The organism is Candidatus Nitrospira salsa (genome assembly GCF_965152625.1).
Genome location: NZ_CBCUCO010000005.1, coordinates 336,525 through 360,533 on the forward strand (window position 1 = coordinate 336,525; position 24,009 = coordinate 360,533).

A 24,009-nucleotide genomic window follows, 5' to 3' on the forward strand; every position below is an offset into this window, starting at 1 on the left:
CTTTCAACGAACTCTAAGATGCGCGTATGACCTTGAATGAACTCAAAACATCACTCACAGATTGCCAAAAATGTCGCCTGTCATCTGGTCGCACACAAGTCGTCTTTGGCGTTGGAAATCCCGATGCCGACATCATGTTTGTGGGTGAGGGTCCTGGCTATTATGAAGATAAACAGGGTGAGCCATTTGTGGGAGCTGCAGGCAAACTACTCACGGAATTACTTGAATCAGTTGGTCTCTCTCGTCAAGAAATCTACATTGCCAATGTTGTCAAATGTCGTCCACCCAACAATCGTGACCCGCAAGCGGATGAAATTGAAACCTGTCAACCATTCCTTTTGGAACAGATCAAATTAATTAATCCGAAACTCGTCTGTAGCCTCGGGAACTTCGCCACACAGACACTCCTCGGCCAAAAAATAGGAATCACCAAAGTCCGTGGGCGCACATTCCAACGCCCAGACTTCACGCTTTTTCCATTACTGCATCCGGCAGCGGCACTGCATCAAGGAAATCTTCGAGTTCCTCTCAAAGAAGATTTCCAAAAACTCAAAAATGTTCTCGACAAGATGAAGAATCCTCCAGATCCCTCCAATTCATCAGATCTCGCAGGACTAAAAGCCAACGAGTCCCAGGCCGAAGCAGACACTCAGCCTCAACAAATGGATTTGTTTTAAAAGTCCGACTCATCACTTACCGGCATTCACCATAATATCTTCTCGAAGTCGTTTAATTTCGTTCATAACTTGCGATGTCACCCTCTCAATCTGATCGCGGTCTGGCTTTAATTCTTTCTGAAAGGTCAACGGTTTGCCATAACGAACCATAACTCGACAAGGGATCAACAGTGTGCGAACAATTGACGTCACCGATCGTTCTTTCGCCCAGACCACAGAGGCTGGCACAATCGGCGCTCCAGTCTTTAAGGCCAGATATCCGATACCAGGACGCCCCTCTTCCATGCGGAAATTATCAAGACCTCCTTCAGGAAAAAGTCCAACGACCTGATTTTGACGGAGTCGCTGAAGCATACCACGAACAGCATTGATGTCTTGACGGCCTCGACGTACAGGTATCGTATCCATGGCTTCATAGGCCCATTGAAAGCATGACGCATAGATTTCATGTGCCATCAAAAACGAAATGTGCCGTCCGGCAGTGGCGAGTAAAACAAGAGGATCTCCAAGTGAAGAATGATCACACACTAACAAAACTGGTCCCTTGTCAGGGAGAGGAGATGACCGTTCGCCTGTCACTCGAAACATGACTCGACAGACGAGTCGATTCAGCCAAGACAGCCAAGTACAGTTGAATTGATTGAGTGTTTTTCCCATGACTCTTGACGGTTCTCAGAAGTATGGCCACGTGCCAAGACAAGAAATGTTACTGAACCCTTCCATAATAAACGCAATGAACTCTCTCTGAATCAGGACAGGGAGTTCACCTAAGCGTAACGAAAATAACGAAATATGATCGTGGCTGGAATAGAACGACAAAAATGCGAGTAGAACAGTTGTGAATGATCGTATTTATGAAGAGAACAAATCGAGGAAATCTCTACCCTATGATTCCTTAGAGACAGGAGACGGTTCGTTAGATTCATCAGATGGCGTTGCCGTCTCATCGGATTCGTGAGACTCTGTATTTTCAGCATCAGCTTCTGGCAGGTCCTCAAATACTTCATCTTCTGGATTCACATACCATCTGATTAACATTTCGTCCCACCAGACTTCGTTGACCTCGTCACCTGGATCGACGCCTAAGAGCTTGACGTCGTCTTCTGATATTGTTTCATCAATCACGGTGGGCTTGAAGCGAGCGCGATCAATAACTTCTTTTGTCGCAAACCCACCAACAATCCAAGACGGAGCATCAGCTCGACGTGATTTATACGCTTGAAGTCCAAGCTTCAAGTAGAGAAAGACTTTGCGTTGAACGTCATCCTCTAACCCACTGGGTGGGAGAGAAAGCATCTTTTCAATTTTCTTTCTCCACTCACGTTGATTGTATCGAGAGGTCATTAATTGAAGAGCTTTTTCACCATCTGTGATATCAAGCGGCATAGATTCCTTACCTTAATATATAATTTTCATGTGACAAACTTGCAACTTCTCCTGACGCAAACCGTTGACCGTTCGCAAGCTGAACTAATTGCCGGCAACGATCATTTCTCGAATTTTCAAAGTCGGGCTGGCAATGCGACTTCTAAACTCAAGATCATTGCCAACAATGGCAATGTCAGAAAATATTTGCTTGAGATTTCCCGCTATCGTAATTTCTTCAACCGGATACGCGAGCTCTCCATTCTCAATCCAATATCCGGCCGCACCACGTGAATAATCTCCGGTCAGCATATTCACCCCGAATCCAATTAACTCGGTCACATACAAACCCTGCTTGACTGAGCCAATAATCTCTGCTGGAGAAGACGTTCCGGGCTCCAAGTATAAATTCGTTGGACCAACAGAGGGGTTATCGCCAACCCCACGTGACGCATTGCCAGTCGAGTTCATTCCAAGCTTTCTGCCTGAGTAGGTATCCAATAGATAACTGGTTAACATGCCATTTTCGAGAACTGAAGTTTTTTGGGTCGCCAATCCTTCACCATCAAACGGACGAGATCCCAATCCTTCTGGCAGTCGCCCGTCGTCATAGACGGTAACAAAGTCTGGAGCCAGCCGCTTACCAAGATATCCCAATAAAAATGACGCCCCTTTATAGAGCGAGTACCCCGAAACCGCCGTCGCCAAATGTCCTAATAAACTTTGTGCAGTTTCTTGATCAAAGACGACTGGCACTTGCTGCGTTGAGATCTTCTTGGCCCCTAAACGCCGAAGGGTTCGACGAGCCGCTTCTTTTCCCACAGTTTCCGGACTATCAAGTTGATGATACTTTCGCTTCACGGAATACCAAGAATCCCGTTGCATTCCTCCGTTATGGCTATCGCCTGCAATGGGAGAAACAGAGAGCGAGTATGAGGAACTTTGATGACAGCCTACAAAGCCATGATGATTCGCCAGAAGCACTGCTCCATGGGACACGGCACAATCGGCACCTTCAGAGTTAGTAATTCGTGAATCGGCAGACATCGCCGCGTCTTCCGTTCGTCGTGCTAAATCGATTTCTTGGTCCACACTCAAAGTTGTCGCATCGTAGACATTCAAGTCGGGAAAATCCTGAGACATCAGATTAGCATCCGGAAGGCCAGAGACCTCATCTTCAGCCACAGCCTTCGCTAAGCCACATGTATCGGCCACCAAACGAGACAACGATTCTCGAGAAAAATCAGAGGTCGATGCGGAAGCGGACCGCTTACCAAAAAAGACCCGTAACCCAAGACTTTTCTCTCGCGCCTTAGACAGACGATCAACTTCCGAAAGCCTGACTTGCACAGAGACTGAGTCACCTTCTGCAACAAGGACATCGGCTTCAGTGGCCCCAAGTGATTTCGCACGATCAAGCATTTCTGCGGCCAATTCGGCAAATTGCTGGTGTTCCAGTACTAGAGATTTAGTCATAGGTTAGTTTCTGAGTTAAAGCGTAAGAGCGTACCAGACTTGCTGAGAAAGGCTCCATTTGAGATTACCCTCCAACACTGGTTCCTCCAACCGTAATTTCATCAATACGGAGAGTTGGGAGACCAACTCCAACAGGCACAGACTGTCCCTCTTTTCCACATGTTCCAATCCCGGCATCAAGTTGCAGATCATAACCGACCATCGATACTTGCTTGAGGATATCAGGACCGCTCCCGATCAACGTGGCCCCTTTAACAGGCTTGGTCACTTTTCCATCTTCAATCAGATAGGCCTCGCTGGCAGAAAAGACAAACTTACCGTTGGTAATATCAACTTGCCCTCCGCCAAACGAAACCGCATAGAGACCCTTCTTGACTGAACGGACAATATCTTCAGGATCCGACTCTCCGGCCAACATAAAGGTATTGGTCATCCGTGGAAGCACAATGCTTCTAAAGTCCTCCCGTCGCCCATTTCCGGTGAGCGGAATGCCAAGCAGTTTGGCATTTAATCGGTCCGTGATATATCCACGGAGTATGCCCTTTTCAATAAGCATGGTTTGAGAGGTTGGTGTACCTTCATCATCCATATTGAGTGACCCGCGTCGAAATGGCAATGTCCCGTCATCAACGATCGTACAGACCGCTGACGCTACACGTTGCCCGATCAGATCACTAAACGCCGAGGTCTTTCGACGATTAAAATCGGCTTCCAACCCATGACCAATCGCTTCATGCAATAAAATTCCCGGCCACCCGTTTCCCAGAACAACAGGCATCACACCCGCCGGTGCATCAACCGCCTGTAAATTCAGAATGGCTTGACGAGCGGCTTCGCGTGCGAATTGACGAACCCGATCGGCTTCATAGTAATACGAAAACTCGACACGTCCACCTCCACCGAATGACCCGACTTGATGATTACTCCCCTCTTCCGCAATACAGGTCACTTGCAAGCGCGACAATGGCTGAACATCTCCAACGAGCTGTCCATCCGAATTCGCGACCATCACCACTTTGTGTTCAGTGGTAAATGATGCCATCACCTTGGCTATACGTGGGTCATACTCTCGAGCTGCCGCGTCAATAAGATTGAGGAGCTTCACACGTTCTTCGGTCGCTATTTCACTCACTGGTTGATTCTGTGGGTAGAGGTTCTGCGCAGGGCCGGCACGGTGAGTCACAGCTATGGGCGTTTCTCCTTGAGGAGAGTTGGCTATATACCGGGCAGTATCTGCCGCGATTTCCAGGTCTTTCTTGGAAAGGGCATCTGAATACGCGAAACCCGTCTTCTCCCCAGCCATTGCGCGAACTCCCGCTCCCTGACCGATATGTTTCACCGCACGCTTGACAATACCTTCTTCCATCGAGACCGATTCAGAAATATTTGACTCAAAATAGATATCGGCATAATCGACATCTCGCGCCTTGACACGACTCAGAGCCTGAAGAACATCACGTTCTTGCAATGAAAAATGGTTAAGACCTGGTGTTGTTACATCTGTCATTCGCATGTCCCTTTGTGTGCTTATACAGTCGTGACAAGAAAATGGAGTATAGCCCATCCTCTTTTGATGGTGCAATTTTGTCCTAAATACCTTCGAGTAGAATGGAAACGTTGAGAAGTAGAGCGCCCCCATCAGAGACAAAATTCCGTTTGACAAATATCTTATTCCTCATTAGACTAAAGTTTGTCGTGTTCTTCAGAACTTTCCTAGTATCATTCTCCAATTCCTGACCCTCGTAGCCTATTCATGAGCAACTCTCAAGTTGTGTCTCCTGGTCAAATCGCTGAAGCTGATCTATTGGCGCAATTAGACGCCGACCTTCTCCCACGCCATGTCGCAATTATTATGGATGGTAATGGGCGATGGGCCGCGCTTCGTGGGCTCCCTCGGATTGAAGGACACCGTCAAGGCCTCACCGCGCTCCGTGATGTACTGGATATTTGCCACGAAGTCGGCATCCCCAATGTCACTATTTATGCGTTTTCTCATGAAAACTGGAATCGTCCTGCAGCTGAAGTCTCAATGCTCATGCGGCTCCTAGATGAGTATTTGAAACACGAACGCCAATTATTTATGGAACGCGGCGTTCGGTTCTTCCCGATTGGACGGTTAGAGAAACTTCCTCGCGCTGTTCGGACTTTAGTCCAAGACGTTGCTGAAGAAACGCAACATTTTACCGAGCAAGTGCTAACCGTGGCGTTAAGTTATGGAGGGCGCGCCGAAATTATTGATGCGGTCAAAGATCTTGTGAAAGATATCCAACTCGGCGTCGTAGGCGAAGGACAAATTAATGAAGACCTCTTTGAAGGGTACCTGACAACACATGGCCTTCCCGACCCAGATTTATTGATCCGAACCAGCGGAGAAACACGTATCAGCAATTTTCTGCCATGGCAAATCGCTTACACCGAACTCTATTTCACAAAGACCCTCTGGCCTGACTTTCGTCGTCAAGAAACGCTTGCGGCTCTCCTTGACTATCAAAGCCGTGAACGAAGATTTGGGCGCGTGTCCCACACGGGTTCCCCGCAGAATGGGCTGTGAAGAACGACGCCAGAGATTCTAACCCCTCGTCACAACAGGGGACGAGCCAAGAGGCTCAGCCCAAACCGCACCGATTCACCCTGCAACGCGTCTATCCGGCACTGATCTTTGCCCCACTGTTTTACGTTTTTATACGGTATCTTCCACCAGCTGCCTTTTTTGCTCTGATCTTTATTGTCGCAAGCTTAGCGTTTTGGGAATTCACAAAGGTTACACTTCCGACCTCTCCATCTTCTCTTTCCTCTACCTTCTGGATCGGCTTAGTCGGACTCCTTTTAGCAGCTTTACAGTGGACAGATTATCTCCTCCCAATCATGATCTCTACCTTCATTGTTGTCGTACTCCTTTTAATTTTTATGTTCATCCCCCAACAATTGAAGCAACGGCTCCCACAGCCGGTGGCCATTCTTTTCGGTATTTTCTATATCGGACTCTGCCTAGGGCATCTCCTGCTTATTCGTCAACTCAATTCAGGCGATCTTCTTATTTTCTTTGTGATCTTGGTGACATGGGCAGCCGACACGGGTGGCTACTATATTGGCGCTTCAATAGGAAAACGACCAATAGCCCCTCGACTCAGTCCGAAGAAAACAGTGGAAGGCTTTATGGCGGGGATTATCTTCTCCGTTGTGCTTGCGATACTGAGCCACTTCTGGTTCCTTCCGTCTCTCTCATTACTTCATTGTCTCATCATTGGCATTTTGCTCGCCTGTGTGGGATTATTAGGGGATCTTGCTGAATCGGCTTTTAAACGAAGTGCCGGAGTGAAAGATTCTGGTTCATTGATCCCTGGGCATGGAGGCATTCTTGATCGAATTGACAGCTTGCTGTTAACCGCTCCGACCTTTTATTACTATATGCTGCTCACCAAATAATCCCGGATATTTCGAGATCGAATGCGTAGAAGGATTTTTCCATGAAAAATATCGTTATCCTTGGCTCAACCGGGTCCATCGGGGCCAGTACATTGGACATCGTGTCAAGGTTCCCAGACCAATTTTCCATTGTGGGCCTTACGGCAGGTCAAAATGACGTCAAACTAGAAGAACAAATTCGAACCTTTAAGCCACAAGTTGTCGCGCTTTCCTCTCAAACGGCTGCAGACGCATTACGCGTTCGACTCAATGGCCATCCAGTAGAAGTATTAGATGGAGAAGAAGGGCTTTGTGCGGTTGCCAGGCATACAGAATGTGATTTAGTGATTTCAGCCATAGTCGGCGGAGCAGGGCTCACGCCCACCATGGCAGCAATTCGAGCGGGCCATCAAGTAGCACTCGCGAATAAAGAGCCTATGGTGATGGCCGGACACCTCATGCAAGAAGAAGCTCACAAACAGGGAACCAGAATATTCCCTATTGATAGCGAACACAGTGCCGTCTTCCAATCACTTGAAGGGCATCGACGGGAAGACGTTCGCCGTATTGTCTTAACGGCATCAGGAGGACCTTTTTGGGACTGGCCACTCGATAAAATCAAAAATGTCACGATCGAGCAGGCTCTGAAGCACCCCAATTGGGAAATGGGCGCGAAAATTACCATTGATTCAGCGACTTTAATGAATAAAGGCTTGGAAGTGATTGAAGCCCGATGGCTATTCGATATTCCTCCAGCTCAAATTAATATCGTGATTCACCGAGAAAGTATTATCCATTCTTTGGTAGAATACCGTGATGGCTCAGTTATGGCACAACTTGGCCTCCCTGATATGCGGACACCCATTTCTTATGCACTCAACTACCCCAACCGGGTTCCCTTAGATCCTCCCCTCCTCGATCTGGGAACGATCGGCCAGTTGAATTTTGCACCACCAGATTTCGAAAAGTTTCCTTGTGCGCAATTAGCGTATGATGCCCTGGCAGAAGGCGGAGGGCTTCCAGCAACATTAAATGCCGCCAATGAAGTGGCCGTTCAAGCGTTCTTAGAAAAAACAATCTCTTTTTTAGACATCCCGAAAATCATTGAAGAAACCATGACGGCCTACACGCCACGAGAATTGCGCTCAGTGGAAGATGCCTTGGAAGCCGATCGCTGGGCGCGAGAAAAAGCCTCAATGCTTCGAAATGTCGCAGTGAAATAGGTTAACTCTCATGAATCTCTCTCCCTTCATGTTTATGGCGATTTCTCCCGATGCCATTTTTGTGTTTGCCCAAAAAATCTGGTGGTTTCTTATTGTGCTGGGTGTATTGGTTGCGTTCCATGAATACGGACATTTTTTAGCTGCACGCTGGGTTGGCGTTAAAGTCGTAAAGTTTTCTATAGGATTTGGACCAAAAATTTTCAGCCGCACCGTGGGCGACACCGAATATTTGATTTCGGCTGTTCCTCTAGGCGGATATGTAAAGATGTTTGGCGAGGATGACTCTGAAGTCGTCAGCTCTGAAGAGCAAAAGAGATCTTTTACCCATCAATCGTTGCCCAATAAGACACTCATTGTGGCGGCCGGGCCTGGATTTAACTTTCTATTGACCTACCTGATTTTCTCTGGTCTTCTCGCAAGTGGCTCGCCACTTTTCGTCCCAACATTTCAAGATCTTACACCTCAAATTCAAGCGATTATTCCAAATTCTCCTGCTGAAGAAGTGGGACTACATGTCGGGGATCGCATTCTTCGCGCGGATGAGACAGAAATTACGACCTATGGGGAACTCGCCGAATCCATTGCAAACAGTCATGGACGGTCAATGACCATCGATGTCAGCCGTGATGAAGCCGTCAAAACGTTTGTGATTACGCCATCATCGAAACCCAATCCGAATCAACCGGACGAACTCATCTATGGATTAGGGATTGAAGCCATCCCACCTGTTGTCGGCGATGTGGTTCCCAATACCCCAGCGATGCAAGCCGGACTACTCGCTGGAGATCGAATCCTAGAGATTAACGATCAGTCCATTCAGACCTGGAGACAAATGACGGACATCGTACGGAGTCATCCTGACCAGCCTATTGTGGTGAAAGTGCTACGGGGCCAGCAAACGCTTCCTCTTAATGTCACTCCGGCCGCTGAAAATTTCACCTCTGAAGACGGTGAGACTCAAGTCATTGGAAAGATTGGCATTCGAGTTCAAGGGCGATCAATGTTCACTACTGAATCGATCCTGACAGCCCCCTTGGACGGGATTATTGCTACATGGAAATGGTCAGAACTGACCGTTGTGGGTGTCTATAAACTCCTCACAGGAGAAATTTCAACAAAAAATATCGGAGGACCAGTCATGATCGCCAGCGTATCAGGCGAACATGCCGAGCAAGGTCTTTCAAGCTTAATCTTTCTCATCGCCATCTTGAGCATCAACTTAGGTATTCTCAATCTGTTACCCATTCCGATCTTAGATGGTGGACATTTGTTCTTCTTTGCCTGTGAAGCGATTCTTGGTCGCCCCCTTGGAGAACGGTCGCGTGAGGTTGCGCAACAAGTTGGAATGGTCTTGCTTCTCTGTATTATGATATACGCGACATGGAACGATGTTTCACGCCTTCTGCAGTAATGAAGATCGTTCATGTCTCAGGCCCTCTTGACTAAAACCTCGCCACTCGTTTAAGACCACATCTTCATATTTCAATTAGGATACCTATGCGCACCACACACATGTTTATACCCACTTTGCGGGAAGACCCGGGAGAAGCGGAGGTGATCAGCCACCGGCTCATGCTCCGGTCTGGCCTGATTCGAAAAGTGGCCGCCGGCATCTACTCATATCTCCCATTAGGGCTCCGCGTCATTCGAAAAGTCGAACAGATTATTCGAGAGGAAATGAATCGTATTGGAGCCCAGGAGGTCTTGCTACCGGCCCTCTCTCCTGCAGAGCTTTGGAAAGAAACTGAACGGTGGGATTTTTACGGAAAAGAGTTAATCCGCCTCCAGGACCGCCATGATCGAGACTTCTGTTTAGGGCCGACTCACGAAGAAGTCGTCACGGATTTATTCCGACGGGAGGTCCGATCGTACCGACAGTTACCTCTCACGCTCTATCAGATTCAAACCAAGTTTCGTGATGAGATTCGTCCACGCTTTGGACTCATGCGGGGTCGTGAGTTCATCATGAAAGACGCCTATAGTTTCGACCAAAACGAAGAGGGATCCAGAAAAAACTATCAAAGTATGTATGAGGCCTATCATCGTATTTTCACGCGCACGGGTCTTCAGTTTCGAGCTGTGGAAGCTGACACGGGGCTCATCGGCGGAACCTCATCTCATGAATTTATGGTACTGGCAAATACAGGAGAAGAACTCATCGTTTTTGACCCAGAAAGTTCCTATGCCGCGAACGTGGAACGGGCTGAAGTCGCATCCGATATGGCGTCACATCCAGTTGAACCTCCTCAACCACTCAAAAAAGTCAGCACTCCTCAGGCGAAGACTGTCATGGAAGTTTGCAGCGTATTAGACACCACTCCAGACCGCCTTGTGAAAACGATGCTATACCGCACTCCAGACAATTCGCTCATCGCCGTCTTGGTTCGTGGCGACCATCAAGCCAATGAAGTTAAAATTCAACGTCACCTCAACATTCATGAACTCACACTGGCTGACACCGAATCTGTTCAAGCGGCCACGAACGCCCCAACTGGATTTGCAGGACCCATCGGACTTCACGGTGTCAAAATTCTTGCTGATTATGCTGTGGGAGGACTCAGTAATTTTATCGTCGGCGCCAATGAAGTAAATATGCATTACGTCAATGCCAATAGAGATCGAGACTTTACCATTGACGCTATCGGTGACTTTCGACAGGCACAATCGGGAGACCCATCCCCTCATAGTCTAGCCAAATTAGAGACCGCACGAGGCATCGAAGTCGGTCACGTCTTCATGCTTGGAACGAAATATAGTGAAAAAATGGGGGCAACCTATTTAGACTCACAGGGATCGGAGCATTTCGCAGTCATGGGTTGTTATGGCATTGGTGTGGGCAGAACAGTCGCAGCCGCCATCGAGCAAAATCACGACGACCGAGGCATTACCTGGCCTATTCCTATCGCACCTTTTCATGTACACCTCCTTCCGGTCACAAATTCAGAGTCGGTTCAAAAGGTTACCCAAACGCTGTATGCGGAATTACAACAAGCGAATATTGAGGTCTTGCTCGATGATAGGGATGAACGCGCCGGGGTCAAGTTTAATGATGCTGATTTAATCGGAGCCCCATACCAGGTGATTATTGGAGATAAGGGGCTAGCACAAGGCACCATCGACCTCAAAGAACGAAAGAGTGGCGAGAAAACAACCGTTCTTCCCTCTGAACTCACAAAGCACTTACAAGAAAAACTTTTAAAACAAGGTAATATTTCGTAAAAGGAGAGAAGTGATCCCTCCATCGTCTTCATTTATTCCTGACACATCAATCGAACGAATCTAGACAAAAGACACCTCTCTAACTTACTGTTTTTATAGATTATTCATTCAATGGCCTGATCATGTCTCGTTGACAATATGTCCTAATGAGTGATACCGTAGTATTTTGTCTGGCACAACATGCCCAATAGTTAGACTTCTTTTCGCAAGGCATTTCTATGCTCAACCAAATGAATGTTAGGGGGTTACTGTTCGACCCCTACAATAATGCCTATATCGTGATACTCAGGGATGAACAAAACTCTGATATGCTACCCATTTGGGTAGGGAAATCAGAAGCCAGTGCGATCAGCTTCGCATTAGAACGAATTGCTCCACCTCGTCCAATGACACATGATTTAATGAAAGCGATCCTGGACAGCATGGAAGCGAAGATTATCAGTGTTGTCCTAACAGACTTGAAAGAAAATACGTACTTTGCAAAAATTCACTTGCTTTATGGAGATTCTGAATTTTCCATAGACTCACGACCAAGTGATGCCATCGCTGTTGCCTTACGAACCGATGCTCCAATCTTTGCGACAGCCGAGGTTCTGCATAAGCAAAGCTCTGAAGAACTTGAGCGTTGGCTAGAAAACCTCAAGCCCGAAGACTTTGGTAAGTTTGATTGCTAAACGAATTTCATTGTTGTTATTAGCTTAGAATATTCTTGAAACTCCCATAAGACTTTTTGGTACATAGATTAAGAAACAAACCCATTCAACATGTCTGACCAGCCTGACCTCAACCTTCTTATCGCACTTAAAGTCCATGGGGTGCTCATTGACCCCAATACGGAGACTCAAATTGTCGTTCTCCGAGATGAGAAAAACTCTGAGGTCTTACCAATCTGGGTTGGCACAGCTGAAGGCACATCAATCAGACTGGCACTAGAGGAAGTGATCCCTCCCCGGCCAATGAGCCATGACTTGATCTATAGCTTTGGTGAACATTTAGGATTTGTAATAACGAGCGTGATTATCACCGAAGTCAAAAACAATACCTATTATGCCTCCATTCACCTATCGAAAAATGGCCTTGAGAAGACAGTTGATTCGCGACCCAGCGATGCCATCGCTCTCGCCCTTCGTACGAAAAGCCCAATATATGTCACACAAGAAGTCTTAGAGAAACGAGGCGGTGAAAATCTGGACGCATGGCTTGCCAAGCTAGACCCAAAAAGCTTTGGACAGTCGGAAACCGAAGCCTCATAACTATCATCAGTAGTCTCGTACCATCTACGAAGGAGAAATTCATGCGATCGTTTCAAGCGAAGCCCTTAGAAATCAAGAGAAAATGGCACCTCATTGACGCCGAAGGTCAGACGCTTGGTCGACTCGCCTCTCGTATTGCGCTGCTACTTAGAGGAAAACATAAGCCTATCTATACACCGAATGTTGATACTGGAGATCATGTTGTCGTCATCAATGCCGGTCAAATTCATCTCACCCGAAACAAATTTAAAGTCAAAACGTACTACCACCATACCGGCTATCCAGGTGGCATTAAATCAACGACAGCAGAACAACTTCATGAGAAAAAGCCAACTGAGCTATTGAATAAAGCCATACGAGGCATGTTGCCAAAGTCTCCACTCGGGAAACAGATGGCTAAAAAATTACGATTGTACCCAGGTGCTGAACATCCACATGAGGCTCAAAACCCTCTTCCCTTAAATCTCGTAAAATAATGAACGTCATTTACTCTTACCTGTTTTTTAAAGAGGATTCAAAGAATGGTTGAAACAACACAGTACGCAACAGGGAAAAAAAAGTATGCAGTCGCCCGAGCATGGATTGAACCAGGCAATGGGACCATTCAAGTAAACAATAAACCCGCAGATCAGTACTTCACTCGATTAGGTCATCGAAATCAGATTGTTTCTCCATTCGATATTACTGGAACCACAGGTCAATACAATGTGCGCGCAACTCTTGCTGGTGGAGGCGTCTCGGGACAAGCTGGAGCCTTACGCCATGCAATCGCTAAAGCCCTATCTATTCTGAGCCCGCCCCTTCGAGAGTCGCTCAAGAAGAAAGGCCTCTTGACCCGTGACTCGCGAGTCAAGGAACGAAAAAAATACGGGCAGAAAGGCGCACGGGCCAAATTCCAATACTCCAAACGCTGAGTGCTTCTAGGGTTTTTTAAGTAAAAAAAGGGAAGGCCTCAGTGCCTTCCCTTTTTTCTTGCCCAAAAACTACGTAATACTGTCAACGACGTCTACTCATTGGTTAGGGAAACTAAATATATTCTAATATAGTGCCATAACTAGGAGTATAGTCTTTCCTCTCAGTTGACCTGTCGATGATGAGTAGCCAAAACAACGAGAAAGTATGCTCACACATATGGAATATTTCACAACCATCGCGTTACCATAATCTACTGATATAACGTGTATCGGTAAATTATGAATCGGGGAACAATGGGCACAAAAAAAAGACATGCTGCGATTATTGGAGCCAGTGGCTATACCGGAGGAGAACTCTTTCGACTCTTGAGTCAGCACCCTGAAATTTCCATCACCGTCGTGTCCTCTTCGGAAAAAACAGCCGGCCAACCTTTAACCGCTATCTTTCCACACTTGGAATCATTGACCACCCTCTCGCTCGTACCGCTTGACCCACAAGCCATTGCCCAACAGGCCGATATTATTTTTTTGGCTCTCCCGCATACTCAATCATTACACCCCGTTGCTAATTTTCTTGAGCTCAATAAGCTCGTGATTGACCTAAGCGCTGATTATCGACTCGATGACCCTACGATCTATGAGCAGTATTATGATGTTTCACATCCATTTTCATCCCTGCTGCAGGAAGCTGTCTACGGGTTACCTGAATTGCATCGAACCGCTCTTCAACAAACACGCTTAATTGCCGTGCCTGGTTGTTACCCGACTGCGGCCATCTTACAACTTGCCCCGTTATTAGCAAATGGGATCATTGATCCAAGTACGATCATCATCGACGCAAAATCAGGTATATCGGGAGCTGGACGAGGAGCAAACTTGGCCTACCACTTTCCTGAAGCCCATGAATCGATCCATGCATATAAAATTGGAATGCATCGACATATCTCTGAAATCGAACAGGAACTGACAAAAGTTTCAAAAAACTATTCTACGATAAATCAAAAGCCTACTGACACGAAACATTCGATACTCTTTACTCCCCACCTCGTCCCGATGAATCGCGGAATTCTCAGTACCGCTTACGCCAAGGTCAAACCTGACTTCTTGGTGAGAGACTGGATAGCGCTGTATAAAGATTTTTATAAAAATGAATCATGTATTCGAATATTTCAGTATCCGCATCAAGTGACTCCAAGCCATGTGAGAGGCACGAACTTCTGTGACCTGAGCATTACGCATGACCCAAGAACAGAACACATCATCACCGTTGCAGCCCTCGACAATCTCGTCAAAGGCGCTGCCGGGCAAGCCATCCAAGCCATGAATGTGGCCTTGGGGTTTCCTGAAAACCTCGGCCTCACGGCGCCTGGCCTCTATCCATAACTCTCTACAAACAAGCCAATTTTTTCACGAATTCATTATAAATAGGTGACGATCAGATGAAACGAACCAATGGTGGGATCACGGCTCCCAAGGGATTCATGGCTTCCGGCATTCATGCCGGGATTAAGGCCTCCCCCCTCCTCGACTTAGCGTTACTCGTCTCGGAGGTTGAAGGTCCGATAGCCGGTGTGTTTACCAAAAATCGAATCCCGGCTGCACCGGTCATACTCGATCGACTCCATCTCAAAAAGCAACACGGTCGTGCCATCATCATCAACAGTGGTAACGCCAATGCATGCACAGGGGCGCATGGATTGAAAGACGCGGAAGAAATGGCCAAACTCGTCGCCATTCGTCTTGACATTTCCACTACGAGTGTCTTTGTTGGTTCGACTGGAGTGATTGGGCCAAGACTTCCAATGCCAGCCATCCGAAAAGGCATTCCTTCACTTATGCAGCGATTGAGAAAATCCGGACATCGAGACGCGGCACGGGCCATTATGACAACCGACACAACGGTCAAAGAACTCGCCATACAAACTCGGATAGGAAAACAACTTGTGACTATTGGCGGTATGGCCAAAGGCTCAGGCATGATTCACCCTGATATGGCAACGATGTTAGCCTATGTCACGACTGATGCCGCCATTCAACCGAAAATACTCCAAGTTTCGTTACGAGAAGCCGTTCATTCATCGTTTAATACAATTTCTGTTGATGGCGAAACCAGTACCAATGACACCGTGCTTTGCTTGGCCAATGGCATGGCGAACAACACGATGATCCCATTGCATTCTGCTGATCATGAAAAATTCCAGCATGCACTCAATGACGTATGTCAGGCGTTGGCCATGAAAATCTGCCAAGACGGAGAAGGGGCAACGAAAATCGTCGAAATCCTGGTACATGGAGCGAAGACCGATCAAGATGCCAAAGTCATTAGCAAAACGCTCGCCACCTCTCCACTGGTCAAAACTGCTTTATTTGGAGAAGATCCTAATTGGGGTCGATTTATGGTCGCCATTGGCCGTGCCGGTCCTGCCATACAACCAAAGCATGTTGAAATCTCATTCGATGATGTCACGATGGTCAAAAACGGGCAGGAAGTCATTCCAAGCAGGGAACGACAAGTCCAACGCGTGATGAAGAAAAAGTCGTATGCAATAACGGTTACAGTAGGGAGAGGAAAGTCTTCAGCTAAGGTTTGGACTACAGACTTTTCATATGACTATGTCAAGATCAACGCATCCTATCGCTCATAATTGGACACCTGTAATTGAGATATCAGATACGGTCAGACCTCAAGCTCGATTGCCCATCAGGCACACGCGGGACTGCCAACAACCGTGTCCAAGGACACCTGTAATGGAGCTATCAGATACGGTGAGATCTCAAGCTCGATTGCCCATCACGCACACATGGTTCGATCAACGACCGTGTCCACAGAGGGCAGCGATAATATCAATTTTCCGTTACAATTGTGATTCGAGTGCCGGGTAAGCATACATTGAAGCATAAAACTATTAAGCGTTCGTGGCTTAGCATCCCCATAGAATTGATTACATTGACTATAGCCTACAGACAAATGTGTTCTCAACGAGACTCACGATTCTTCGAGATAGTTACTTCTGTATATTATGGCGAGAAATCAGATCGTGAAGTGTCGGACGACTTACCCCAAGTATCACGGCAGCTTTAGTGATATTTCCGCTTGTTTTCGTCAGCGTTTGCTCAACCAGACACTTCTCAACCGCATCTCGAGCTTCTTTGAGTGTCGTCCGTTCGGCAAACTCTTTTGGTTCCTCCAGGTCAAGATCAGAGGGAATTAGTCGTGAATGATCCGAGAGGGTCACGGCTCGTCGAATTCGATTTTCTAATTCTCGAACATTTCCCGGCCAGGCATACCGTTCAATCGCCTCGACAGCCTCACGACTAAACCCAGCAATTTTTCTTCTTGCCTCATCCGCAAATCGTTGCAGCAACGACTTGGCTATCACCATGATGTCTGCACCACGATCACGAAGAGGGGGAGCTGTAATGGTCACGGTATTCAATCTCCAATATAAATCTTCACGAAAACGTCCATCTTTCATCGCTTCTTGAAGATCTAAATTGGTTGCGGCGATGACACGAGCATCCACAGGAATTTCCACACGTCCACCGACTCGTTCAATACAGCGTTCCTGAAGAACACGGAGCAATTTTACTTGTAAGGCCGTAGACAACTCACCAATTTCATCGAGAAATAGAGTTCCGCCCTGTGCTAATTCAACTCGGCCCTTCCGCTGAAGATGTGCACCAGTAAATGATCCCTTCTCATGCCCAAACAATTCACTTTCCAATAATGTTTCAGGAATCGCGCCACAGTTAATCGCCACAAAAGAACCATCTCGTCGCTCACTTTGGTGATGAATCGCCCTTGCAATTAGCTCCTTTCCTGTTCCGCTTTCCCCGACGACTAAGACCGAGACATCGGATGTTGCTACACGTCGAATCGTGTCAAATACTTTTTCCATGCTCGGACTTGAACCGATAATTTCATGAAAACTTCGACTGCTCTCACGTTCAAGAAGGGTACGATTTTCTACTTCAACTTGTGCGAGATAACTGCCACGCTGAAGAATAACCTTCAAGACCTCCAGATCGACAGGCTTTTCCATAAAATCATACGCACCAAGCTGGATAGCCTTGAGTGCATTGGCGCGATCATGGTTTCCTGTAATCACAATAACTTTCATCGAAGGGTTGATGGCGAGAAACTCTTCTAATGCCAGAAATCCTTCTGAAACACCATCAGGATCAGGAGGCAAACCAAGATCCAATGTCACCAAGTCAATTTGGCTCTTTTTCATCATCTCAATGGCGTCATTTCTCCCCCCGGCTTCAAACACTTGGTAGGCACGTTTCACACCCCACTTCATCTGTTCACGAAGCTCAAGATTATCATCAACAACTAAAAGAGATGGAAGAGCATGAGGCCCTCCCCGACTTTGTTGATCCTTCAGTGCCTCTTCCATAACATCCTTTCAACATTCACATCGTGACTCCAAACTTGCCTAGGCATTGACTCTGGCAACCGGATGGCAGACCTGCGGTAAGAGAATTGAGACCTTCGTGCCATGCCCTTCTTGGCTATCAATCCTCATGGTCCCTCCATGATCTTGAACAATTTGTCGGCATTGATATAAACCAATGCCCAAGCCTTTTTTTTTGGTCGTTCGAAATGGCTGAAAAAGCGTACGGAGTTGCGATTCAGGGATCCCCCGACCATTATCCTTGACAACCACTAATACATTCTGACCCTCTCGTTTCGTTTCTATTTCAATCATTCCCTCAGCATGAAGCGCTTGCTGGGCATTCATCAGTACATTCAAGATGACATGTTTAAACTCATCAGGAATGAGTGAGACATCGGGAAGGTCAGCTCCAGGGAATAGTTGAGGCTTACAGGACACTCCTTCCAACGTTTCCACAACTTCCAAGACGATCTCGTTCACATTCATGACTTCAAACAAAGCGGCGGTTTCGTGCTTCGGAGCTTTGATTTGAATCGAGAGTTTTCCAACCAGCGCCATCATCCGCTGAACCGTCTTCCCGATGGTCCGCATGGCTGAAGCCTGGAACTCCTGATCATGTCCATACATTTCGGCATTTTGGGAGACTAACGAAAGCCCTGACGCCAGATTTTTTAAATCATGTAAATAAAAGGCAGAAAATTTGTGAACCGCCTCCCACTCTGCAGACGCCCGTTGCTCATCCATTAACTTCGCTTGCGTGAGCAACATGGCAACATGGTGTCCCATCGCTCGAAGGAGGTCGAGGTCGTCTCTACCATATGTTCGGCCATGTAATTCTTCACTTAAAGTGACAAAACCAATGAGATGCTCAGAAGTCGACTGCAGTGGCACACAGACGACCGCTCTGGTGTCTTCCATAAAACCTTTTATCTGATCGTTCGGTTCAGTTTCTGTTGAATACAATACCGCTGGAACGCCTTGCTGCCCTAGCTCATCGATCAGTGGATGGGTGATAGCAATGGAGGCATTCGATGGGCCAGTCGTCACAGACCGTACTTGATGAAATCGATTATCTGCTTGAAACTTTATCCAAATCGTGACTTTGGGAGCGGCAAACGTCCGACTCAAAATATTCAAAAATTGGTCTAAAATTTCTTCTACCGACTGACATGAACTGAATGATTCGGTTAATTCAAGCCATTGACTTCGATAATCATATTTTGATCGATAGAAATGTTTGGCGACAAACAATTGAAGCTCGGCTTGTGCTTGTCGAGAAAACATTCCAATGACTAACGCCACGCCAGCGACGAAGAGCAAGAGCATGCCCAGTGCCGAACTCATGGTCCAATCAGTTTGCCTCACCACAGCAACTAACAGCCCAACGCCAACAAGATAGACACCAACAATGAGAAAGGTAAACGAGGTATAGAGGACATGAGGCGACACAAAGAGTTTCTGACTCAGGTCTTCTGGCCCCCAACGTCTCAACCCATACACAATTAATCCAATCGACAACAACACCGCAATGGCGGCCATCCACATATATTCTTGTTGCCAGACAGCAAATAACAGCATTTGGCTTGCCTGAACTATCGCAATCGTCGCCATACCTCCGACCCCAATAATGACAAACTTGATTTGATAACGAAGTGGATCGCGCGACACGCGAAGGATATGTTCCAATTCCGATAAGGCGAGAATGAGTCCTACTAAAATAAACCCCCAAATCAGCCGACCCCATGGTCGTTGAAAAACCACAGCTTCTTGTTCAACTCCGGGTGTAATCACTAAATGCGGAAACCCAATCACAAACAGGCCTAATACAACCGCAACGGCTAGCAAGGCACGAAATCGCCACACTAGGATCTGTTGAAAGGGTAAAGACAGATGTTTCGTAAATGACAAGGCCACCAGGTACATGGTCACTGGCCACAGAATCTCTCCTACAAGAGAGAGTTGCCTCCAGAATATAAACTGGCGTTCAAACAGTATGGAAAACCCATTGGCCAATTGAATCCACACGGTGACAGACGCCATCGAAAAGAGGGCAAGAAACACACGGCCCCTATTCCGCCGCAAAATAAGAAGGGCGGCCAAAAACAAAGCCGCCCCACCACTTAGGAAACACGGGATCGTCCAGACCACCATTCATCCTCTTAGACTGTGTGAATTGACTGATCAGGCATAAACTCCAAGAGAACAGGCCAGAGATCCTGAATGAAGTTTATGCCATGCTGGTAAGCTGCGTCCGAATTCGTGGTCACCGGTATCGATATTCTGACCAAAGAGCCATCCGTTCGGTTTTTCGTGATGGCATCCCATACCATATATCCTTTGGCCCAATATTCACTTGCAATCACACGACCACGATCATGATACCAATATAAGATAACTTGCTGCTCCAATCCTTTTTCGATGAGCACACGGTTAATCACTTGCCCTCGACCATCGCCCATTGGGACGGTCACATGTTCTGATTCAACAAATTGCCATCCCGCTCCCGGCAAACAATTCTTCGGTGAATGATAGGTACTTCCCGTTCTTTGACTTTCGTAGTATCCAACATACAGCCACACCGGGCCGGTTTGGGCATCCTCACCGGACACGGGATGATTTTGCTGACTCACCTTGCTAGTACTGGCATTTTCAGATTCTTCAGTGGGCCAATATACACGCATCATATAATCAGAAAGTTTGAGAACCTTCAGAACTTTTTCTTCTAAACCCAATTCTTTACCTTTCCAGTGCTTCGCCATGGTCAAAGGGAACTTCTTAAAGTCTTTTTTACTTTGCACCGTGTCCCCATAGGAAAGTGATTCGATCACTCCCCATGTGCCTGCTAACATGATGACGGCAACAATAAAAGGCCAAGGTTTCATGGCATTTCACTCCCTAATTTCAACGTCCTGCCCCTTCCTGTTCCGTCCCGTCCCCATCCAAGACAATAAGCTGCCACAGACTAAAAGCATAACAAATGCTGCAATAAACACAATCCACCCTTCAAAGGTATGATAAAAACCTTCTGCGGCCTCGACTCCCCAATAGTGGGCCAGAATCCCAGTGCCGCTGACTCGGATCGCATTCGCAATGATGGCAATGGGAATTGAGAGAAACACTAACATCCATCGTTTCCAGATCACTGCTTGAGAAAAGTATCCATAAACCGTCCCTAACGCTAAGAGGGAGAGTAATGACCGAAGACCACTACAGGCTTCGGCAACCTCTAAGGTTGTACCGGCGAGAGCAATGAGATTCCCTTCTCGCAGCACGGGAATCCCAAGAGAAAAGAGACAGAATGTTGCAGTTTTTGCAGCAAATAACTGTAAGGGAAACGCAATGGTGTTCACCACAATTGCAGGCAGCGGCACCATAAAAATTAAAAAAGCCAGAGGGAGACTCACGACCCACATCATGTTCCAGCCAAATATAAGGAGTACAAGTCCGCCTAAGACGGCAATCAACGAACACCGCTGTGTATAGAGTTCTGCGCCAACCAATCCAATGACTAACATCAAAAGACCAAAACCCAGAAGGCCAATTCCCCACCAACTAGGTTGAATACGTGTTTGCGTAATATCACCCCAGCGTTCCCACACAAAAAACACTGATAAAAATGGCACTAGAAATCCATGAGAATAGTCAGGATCATTATACCAATCGGCTACGAGCGCATTGGTAATATCCCAGTATAGGAGAAGTAATAACCCAATGATCGGAATTGACCAGAGAACAAGATTCCGAGGATCAAATGCCGAATGCGAGGGAAGACTCATCACCGTCATAAAAACACAACCATTGAATTCATTCCTCTTACACTCCTTACACGAGAAATCCCAGAAATGGATGGAATCGCATCTTGAAGCATAACTGCAGCGCGACCACTCATAAATTTTGATACGGATAAATGATTGAATTTAAATATGATTTCTAATAATTCTTCGGCTTTCTCTACAGGACTCTTAAGTTTTACACTCTCACATCTTACGACCTACAAACGGTGTCTAAGACAACTTCATCAAGACGTTGTCGGTTTAAAACAGGATTGTCATGGTGATGAAGCAAGTCGATAAATCAGGGACATTGACCAATCTTATAGTCCTTTCAAATAACTTCCACGTGTTTGAGGCGAAGTATTATGCTACGGTAGTCTTAATAATTAACTGGAAATTAATTTGATTCGCCATTAAATGGTACAAACTAGATTCCAACAAAGATTGAGCATCTCGTCAAGACACTATTTTCCAGCAAAATCAAGAATGTAGACCAAAAATGTCATGCCTTTTACTTCGGCACACACTATAGCGAATCCAAAAGGTTGAAGGTAGGTATGCTAGGACACGATACATGCAAGTCCTCGCGTTTCTCACATACATTCGACGTCGTCACTCAATAACCAAACTGATCTTTGGATGACCGGTGTCCAAGTCCAGCTGAGGTATATCAACTAACCCCGCGCGATTACTCACGGCAAACATGCGAAAGTTATTTAGAACGGCTATAGGCAGGACATACCAGACCAACAGCCCGTAAACCGACAAACATTTGTCACGTACAAAACGGAAATGGAAAATGTGGAAGAGCACCAAACTTGATGCCTTGACGCGAGCAAGTATTAATGGATGAAGAAACCCACGCGAGAAGAAAATAAAACAATAAATATAGATGTACGAATACCCTTAGGTGAGATCAACCTGTTCTCCGGGAGGCACTCGTTCGCCCTGGTTGTCTGATGGATGTAACCCATACTTCTTTAAGAGTTTATAAAAGTCGGCACGATACCGACCAGCTATCTGAGAGGCTCGAGAAATATTCCCATCAGTTGCACGAAGAATATCCTTCAAATACTCACGTTCAAAATCTTCTTTGGCTTCGGTCAATGGTTGAAGCGTACCTGGAGACTTACCAGGGGTCAAGGGTAATAGATCTGCCGTAATCATATCTTTTGGAGACATCACGACGGCACGTTCAATAACATTTTCGAGTTCGCGCACATTTCCAGGCCACGAATAGGTCACCATGGCCTGCATCGCATCAGGAGTAAATCCTCGAATGGGCTTATTCAAACGAGCCACACTTTGTTTGAGGAAAAATTGTGTGAGTGACGGAATATCCTGACGTCGTTCACGCAAAGGTGGAATCCAAAGCGGCACAACATGGATTCGATAATAGAGATCTTCGCGGAACCGGCCTTCTTTTACTGCCACTTCTAGATCTGAATTCGTCGCAGCAAGAATCCTCACGTCAACTTTCGTTGGCATTTGAGCTCCGATCGGAAGGACTTCACGTTGTTGGATGGCTCGCAAGAGTTTTCCTTGAAGAGATAAAGGCATTTCACCAATTTCATCAAGGAACAAGGTCCCTTTATCGGCTGTTTGAAAAAGTCCACGCTTCGTCTGATGAGCACCAGTAAATGACCCCTTTTGGTGACCAAATAGCTCACTTTCAAACAAGGTCTCAGGAATAGCCGCACAATTTACCGCAATGAATGACTTATTCGCTCGAGAACTATTACAGTGAATCACTCGAGCGATCACTTCCTTTCCTGTTCCCGTTTCTCCAGAAATACAGACGGTGGCATCAGTACCAGCAACTCGGGCAACCTGTTGAAGTAACGCTTGCATCTCTGAACTTCGAGCTACAACTTTATCCATGCCATATAGCTCATTGACAAGCATTTGCAGGCGATGGATTTCTTGACTCATGCGTTGTTGGGTCAAAGCTTTATCAATACTGGCAAGCAGTTCCTTATCATCAAACGGTTTAGTCAAATAGCCATGAGCCCCTTTTTGCATAGCTTCAACAGCATTCGGAATACATCCGTGTGCCGTGAGAATTAAGATCGGCAGACCGGCATGAAGGTGATGAAGGTCTTCCATTAATCCCAAACCATCTGAATCGGGAAGCCGAAGATCTAAAATAGCAAAATCAAAAGCCTCTTCCTGTGCACGGCTCAACGCATCCCGCCCTGTTCCGCAGGGGGTCACAACAAACCCCATTGATTTCAGCCGCATTTGTAAGAGAGTTAACAGACTTGGGTCATCATCAACAACGAGAATACGTTCATCTGACATAAG

21 protein-coding genes are annotated in these 24,009 nt (G+C 46.6%); 12 read left to right on the top strand and 9 right to left on the bottom strand.

Annotated features, from left to right (window positions below; all coding sequences use genetic code 11):
* The first annotated feature begins 26 nt into the window (after positions 1 to 26).
* Positions 27 to 677: a uracil-DNA glycosylase gene (locus ACWQXP_RS22090; protein WP_454065047.1), complete on the top strand. Its 651-nt coding sequence runs from the start codon at positions 27 to 29 to the stop codon at positions 675 to 677.
* 12 nt (positions 678 to 689) lie between these two features.
* Here ACWQXP_RS22090 and ACWQXP_RS22095 read toward each other — a convergent pair whose 3' ends face one another.
* From ACWQXP_RS22095 to tldD, 4 genes are all read right to left on the bottom strand, one after another.
* Positions 690 to 1,334 (bottom strand): lysophospholipid acyltransferase family protein, encoded by a 645-nt coding sequence (locus ACWQXP_RS22095; RefSeq protein ID WP_454065048.1) that lies wholly within the window; start codon positions 1,332 to 1,334, stop codon positions 690 to 692.
* Between the two features lie 228 nt (positions 1,335 to 1,562).
* Positions 1,563 to 2,063 carry a hypothetical protein gene (locus ACWQXP_RS22100; RefSeq protein ID WP_454065049.1) on the bottom strand — a complete coding sequence of 167 codons (501 nt, stop codon included), beginning with the start codon at positions 2,061 to 2,063 and terminating at the stop codon, positions 1,563 to 1,565.
* 84 nt (positions 2,064 to 2,147) lie between these two features.
* Positions 2,148 to 3,518 (bottom strand): TldD/PmbA family protein, encoded by a 1,371-nt coding sequence (locus tag ACWQXP_RS22105; RefSeq protein ID WP_454065050.1) that lies wholly within the window; start codon positions 3,516 to 3,518, stop codon positions 2,148 to 2,150.
* 64 nt (positions 3,519 to 3,582) lie between these two features.
* A complete protein-coding gene (tldD, locus tag ACWQXP_RS22110; RefSeq protein ID WP_454065051.1) occupies positions 3,583 to 5,025 on the bottom strand; it encodes a metalloprotease TldD in 1,443 nt (480 codons plus the stop codon).
* 246 nt (positions 5,026 to 5,271) lie between these two features.
* Between tldD and ACWQXP_RS22115 the strand changes: the two genes are divergently transcribed.
* From ACWQXP_RS22115 to argJ, 11 genes are all read left to right on the top strand, one after another.
* Entirely contained in the window at positions 5,272 to 6,069 is a 798-nt protein-coding gene (locus ACWQXP_RS22115) for an isoprenyl transferase (RefSeq protein ID WP_454065052.1), read from the top strand.
* The gene (locus ACWQXP_RS22120) at positions 6,066 to 6,944 is read left to right on the top strand and encodes a phosphatidate cytidylyltransferase (RefSeq protein ID WP_454065053.1); all 879 of its coding nucleotides are present in this window, start codon (positions 6,066 to 6,068) and stop codon (positions 6,942 to 6,944) included. The genes ACWQXP_RS22115 and ACWQXP_RS22120 overlap by 4 nt, the downstream gene beginning before the upstream one ends.
* 41 nt (positions 6,945 to 6,985) lie before the next feature.
* On the top strand, positions 6,986 to 8,146 hold the full coding sequence (locus ACWQXP_RS22125) for a 1-deoxy-D-xylulose-5-phosphate reductoisomerase (protein ID WP_454065054.1): 1,161 nt from the start codon (positions 6,986 to 6,988) through the stop codon (positions 8,144 to 8,146).
* Between the two features lie 10 nt (positions 8,147 to 8,156).
* Positions 8,157 to 9,557, top strand: a complete 1,401-nt coding sequence (gene rseP, locus ACWQXP_RS22130; protein WP_454065055.1) for an RIP metalloprotease RseP — start codon at positions 8,157 to 8,159, stop codon at positions 9,555 to 9,557.
* Between the two features lie 86 nt (positions 9,558 to 9,643).
* Positions 9,644 to 11,365 (top strand): proline--tRNA ligase, encoded by a 1,722-nt coding sequence (locus tag ACWQXP_RS22135; protein WP_454065056.1) that lies wholly within the window; start codon positions 9,644 to 9,646, stop codon positions 11,363 to 11,365.
* Positions 11,366 to 11,583: 218 nt separating this feature from the next.
* Positions 11,584 to 12,039 (top strand): bifunctional nuclease family protein, encoded by a 456-nt coding sequence (locus tag ACWQXP_RS22140; protein WP_454065057.1) that lies wholly within the window; start codon positions 11,584 to 11,586, stop codon positions 12,037 to 12,039.
* A 90-nt stretch (positions 12,040 to 12,129) separates the two neighbouring features.
* Positions 12,130 to 12,618: a bifunctional nuclease family protein gene (locus ACWQXP_RS22145; protein WP_454065058.1), complete on the top strand. Its 489-nt coding sequence runs from the start codon at positions 12,130 to 12,132 to the stop codon at positions 12,616 to 12,618.
* Positions 12,619 to 12,659: 41 nt separating this feature from the next.
* The gene (gene rplM, locus ACWQXP_RS22150) at positions 12,660 to 13,094 is read left to right on the top strand and encodes a 50S ribosomal protein L13 (protein ID WP_454065059.1); all 435 of its coding nucleotides are present in this window, start codon (positions 12,660 to 12,662) and stop codon (positions 13,092 to 13,094) included.
* Positions 13,095 to 13,139: 45 nt separating this feature from the next.
* The gene (rpsI, locus tag ACWQXP_RS22155; protein ID WP_454065060.1) at positions 13,140 to 13,532 is read left to right on the top strand and encodes a 30S ribosomal protein S9; all 393 of its coding nucleotides are present in this window, start codon (positions 13,140 to 13,142) and stop codon (positions 13,530 to 13,532) included.
* 279 nt (positions 13,533 to 13,811) lie between these two features.
* A complete protein-coding gene (argC, locus tag ACWQXP_RS22160; RefSeq protein ID WP_454065061.1) occupies positions 13,812 to 14,915 on the top strand; it encodes an N-acetyl-gamma-glutamyl-phosphate reductase in 1,104 nt (367 codons plus the stop codon).
* A gap of 56 nt (positions 14,916 to 14,971) precedes the next feature.
* Positions 14,972 to 16,177: a bifunctional glutamate N-acetyltransferase/amino-acid acetyltransferase ArgJ gene (gene argJ, locus ACWQXP_RS22165; RefSeq protein ID WP_454065062.1), complete on the top strand. Its 1,206-nt coding sequence runs from the start codon at positions 14,972 to 14,974 to the stop codon at positions 16,175 to 16,177.
* A gap of 360 nt (positions 16,178 to 16,537) precedes the next feature.
* Here argJ and prsR read toward each other — a convergent pair whose 3' ends face one another.
* From prsR to ACWQXP_RS22190, 5 genes are all read right to left on the bottom strand, one after another.
* Positions 16,538 to 17,932, bottom strand: coding sequence for a PEP-CTERM-box response regulator transcription factor (prsR, locus tag ACWQXP_RS22170; RefSeq protein ID WP_454065063.1), 1,395 nt, complete (start codon positions 17,930 to 17,932; stop codon positions 16,538 to 16,540).
* Positions 17,933 to 17,971: 39 nt separating this feature from the next.
* The gene (gene prsK, locus ACWQXP_RS22175; RefSeq protein WP_454065064.1) at positions 17,972 to 20,083 is read right to left on the bottom strand and encodes an XrtA/PEP-CTERM system histidine kinase PrsK; all 2,112 of its coding nucleotides are present in this window, start codon (positions 20,081 to 20,083) and stop codon (positions 17,972 to 17,974) included.
* 8 nt (positions 20,084 to 20,091) lie between these two features.
* Positions 20,092 to 20,814: an exosortase C-terminal domain/associated protein EpsI gene (locus tag ACWQXP_RS22180; RefSeq protein WP_454065065.1), complete on the bottom strand. Its 723-nt coding sequence runs from the start codon at positions 20,812 to 20,814 to the stop codon at positions 20,092 to 20,094.
* Positions 20,815 to 20,820: 6 nt separating this feature from the next.
* Entirely contained in the window at positions 20,821 to 21,717 is an 897-nt protein-coding gene (gene xrtA, locus ACWQXP_RS22185; RefSeq protein WP_454065066.1) for an exosortase A, read from the bottom strand.
* An 894-nt stretch (positions 21,718 to 22,611) separates the two neighbouring features.
* The gene (locus ACWQXP_RS22190) at positions 22,612 to 24,006 is read right to left on the bottom strand and encodes a sigma-54-dependent transcriptional regulator (RefSeq protein ID WP_454065067.1); all 1,395 of its coding nucleotides are present in this window, start codon (positions 24,004 to 24,006) and stop codon (positions 22,612 to 22,614) included.
* Positions 24,007 to 24,009: the final 3 nt, after the last annotated feature.

What these genes read in the sequence shown, in the direction of transcription:
- ACWQXP_RS22090 (WP_454065047.1), top strand. Translation starts at nt 27, where the DNA reads ATGACCTTGAATGAACTCAAAACATCACTCACAGATTGCCAAAAATGT.
- ACWQXP_RS22095 (WP_454065048.1), bottom strand. Translation starts at nt 1,334, where the DNA reads ATGGGAAAAACACTCAATCAATTCAACTGTACTTGGCTGTCTTGGCTG.
- ACWQXP_RS22100 (WP_454065049.1), bottom strand. Translation starts at nt 2,063, where the DNA reads ATGCCGCTTGATATCACAGATGGTGAAAAAGCTCTTCAATTAATGACC.
- ACWQXP_RS22105 (WP_454065050.1), bottom strand. Translation starts at nt 3,518, where the DNA reads ATGACTAAATCTCTAGTACTGGAACACCAGCAATTTGCCGAATTGGCC.
- tldD (WP_454065051.1), bottom strand. Translation starts at nt 5,025, where the DNA reads ATGACAGATGTAACAACACCAGGTCTTAACCATTTTTCATTGCAAGAA.
- ACWQXP_RS22115 (WP_454065052.1), top strand. Translation starts at nt 5,272, where the DNA reads ATGAGCAACTCTCAAGTTGTGTCTCCTGGTCAAATCGCTGAAGCTGAT.
- ACWQXP_RS22125 (WP_454065054.1), top strand. Translation starts at nt 6,986, where the DNA reads ATGAAAAATATCGTTATCCTTGGCTCAACCGGGTCCATCGGGGCCAGT.
- rseP (WP_454065055.1), top strand. Translation starts at nt 8,157, where the DNA reads ATGAATCTCTCTCCCTTCATGTTTATGGCGATTTCTCCCGATGCCATT.
- ACWQXP_RS22135 (WP_454065056.1), top strand. Translation starts at nt 9,644, where the DNA reads ATGCGCACCACACACATGTTTATACCCACTTTGCGGGAAGACCCGGGA.
- ACWQXP_RS22140 (WP_454065057.1), top strand. Translation starts at nt 11,584, where the DNA reads ATGCTCAACCAAATGAATGTTAGGGGGTTACTGTTCGACCCCTACAAT.
- ACWQXP_RS22145 (WP_454065058.1), top strand. Translation starts at nt 12,130, where the DNA reads ATGTCTGACCAGCCTGACCTCAACCTTCTTATCGCACTTAAAGTCCAT.
- rplM (WP_454065059.1), top strand. Translation starts at nt 12,660, where the DNA reads ATGCGATCGTTTCAAGCGAAGCCCTTAGAAATCAAGAGAAAATGGCAC.
- rpsI (WP_454065060.1), top strand. Translation starts at nt 13,140, where the DNA reads ATGGTTGAAACAACACAGTACGCAACAGGGAAAAAAAAGTATGCAGTC.
- argC (WP_454065061.1), top strand. Translation starts at nt 13,812, where the DNA reads ATGAATCGGGGAACAATGGGCACAAAAAAAAGACATGCTGCGATTATT.
- argJ (WP_454065062.1), top strand. Translation starts at nt 14,972, where the DNA reads ATGAAACGAACCAATGGTGGGATCACGGCTCCCAAGGGATTCATGGCT.
- prsR (WP_454065063.1), bottom strand. Translation starts at nt 17,932, where the DNA reads ATGGAAGAGGCACTGAAGGATCAACAAAGTCGGGGAGGGCCTCATGCT.
- prsK (WP_454065064.1), bottom strand. Translation starts at nt 20,083, where the DNA reads ATGGTGGTCTGGACGATCCCGTGTTTCCTAAGTGGTGGGGCGGCTTTG.
- ACWQXP_RS22180 (WP_454065065.1), bottom strand. Translation starts at nt 20,814, where the DNA reads ATGAAACCTTGGCCTTTTATTGTTGCCGTCATCATGTTAGCAGGCACA.
- xrtA (WP_454065066.1), bottom strand. Translation starts at nt 21,717, where the DNA reads ATGACGGTGATGAGTCTTCCCTCGCATTCGGCATTTGATCCTCGGAAT.
- ACWQXP_RS22190 (WP_454065067.1), bottom strand. Translation starts at nt 24,006, where the DNA reads ATGTCAGATGAACGTATTCTCGTTGTTGATGATGACCCAAGTCTGTTA.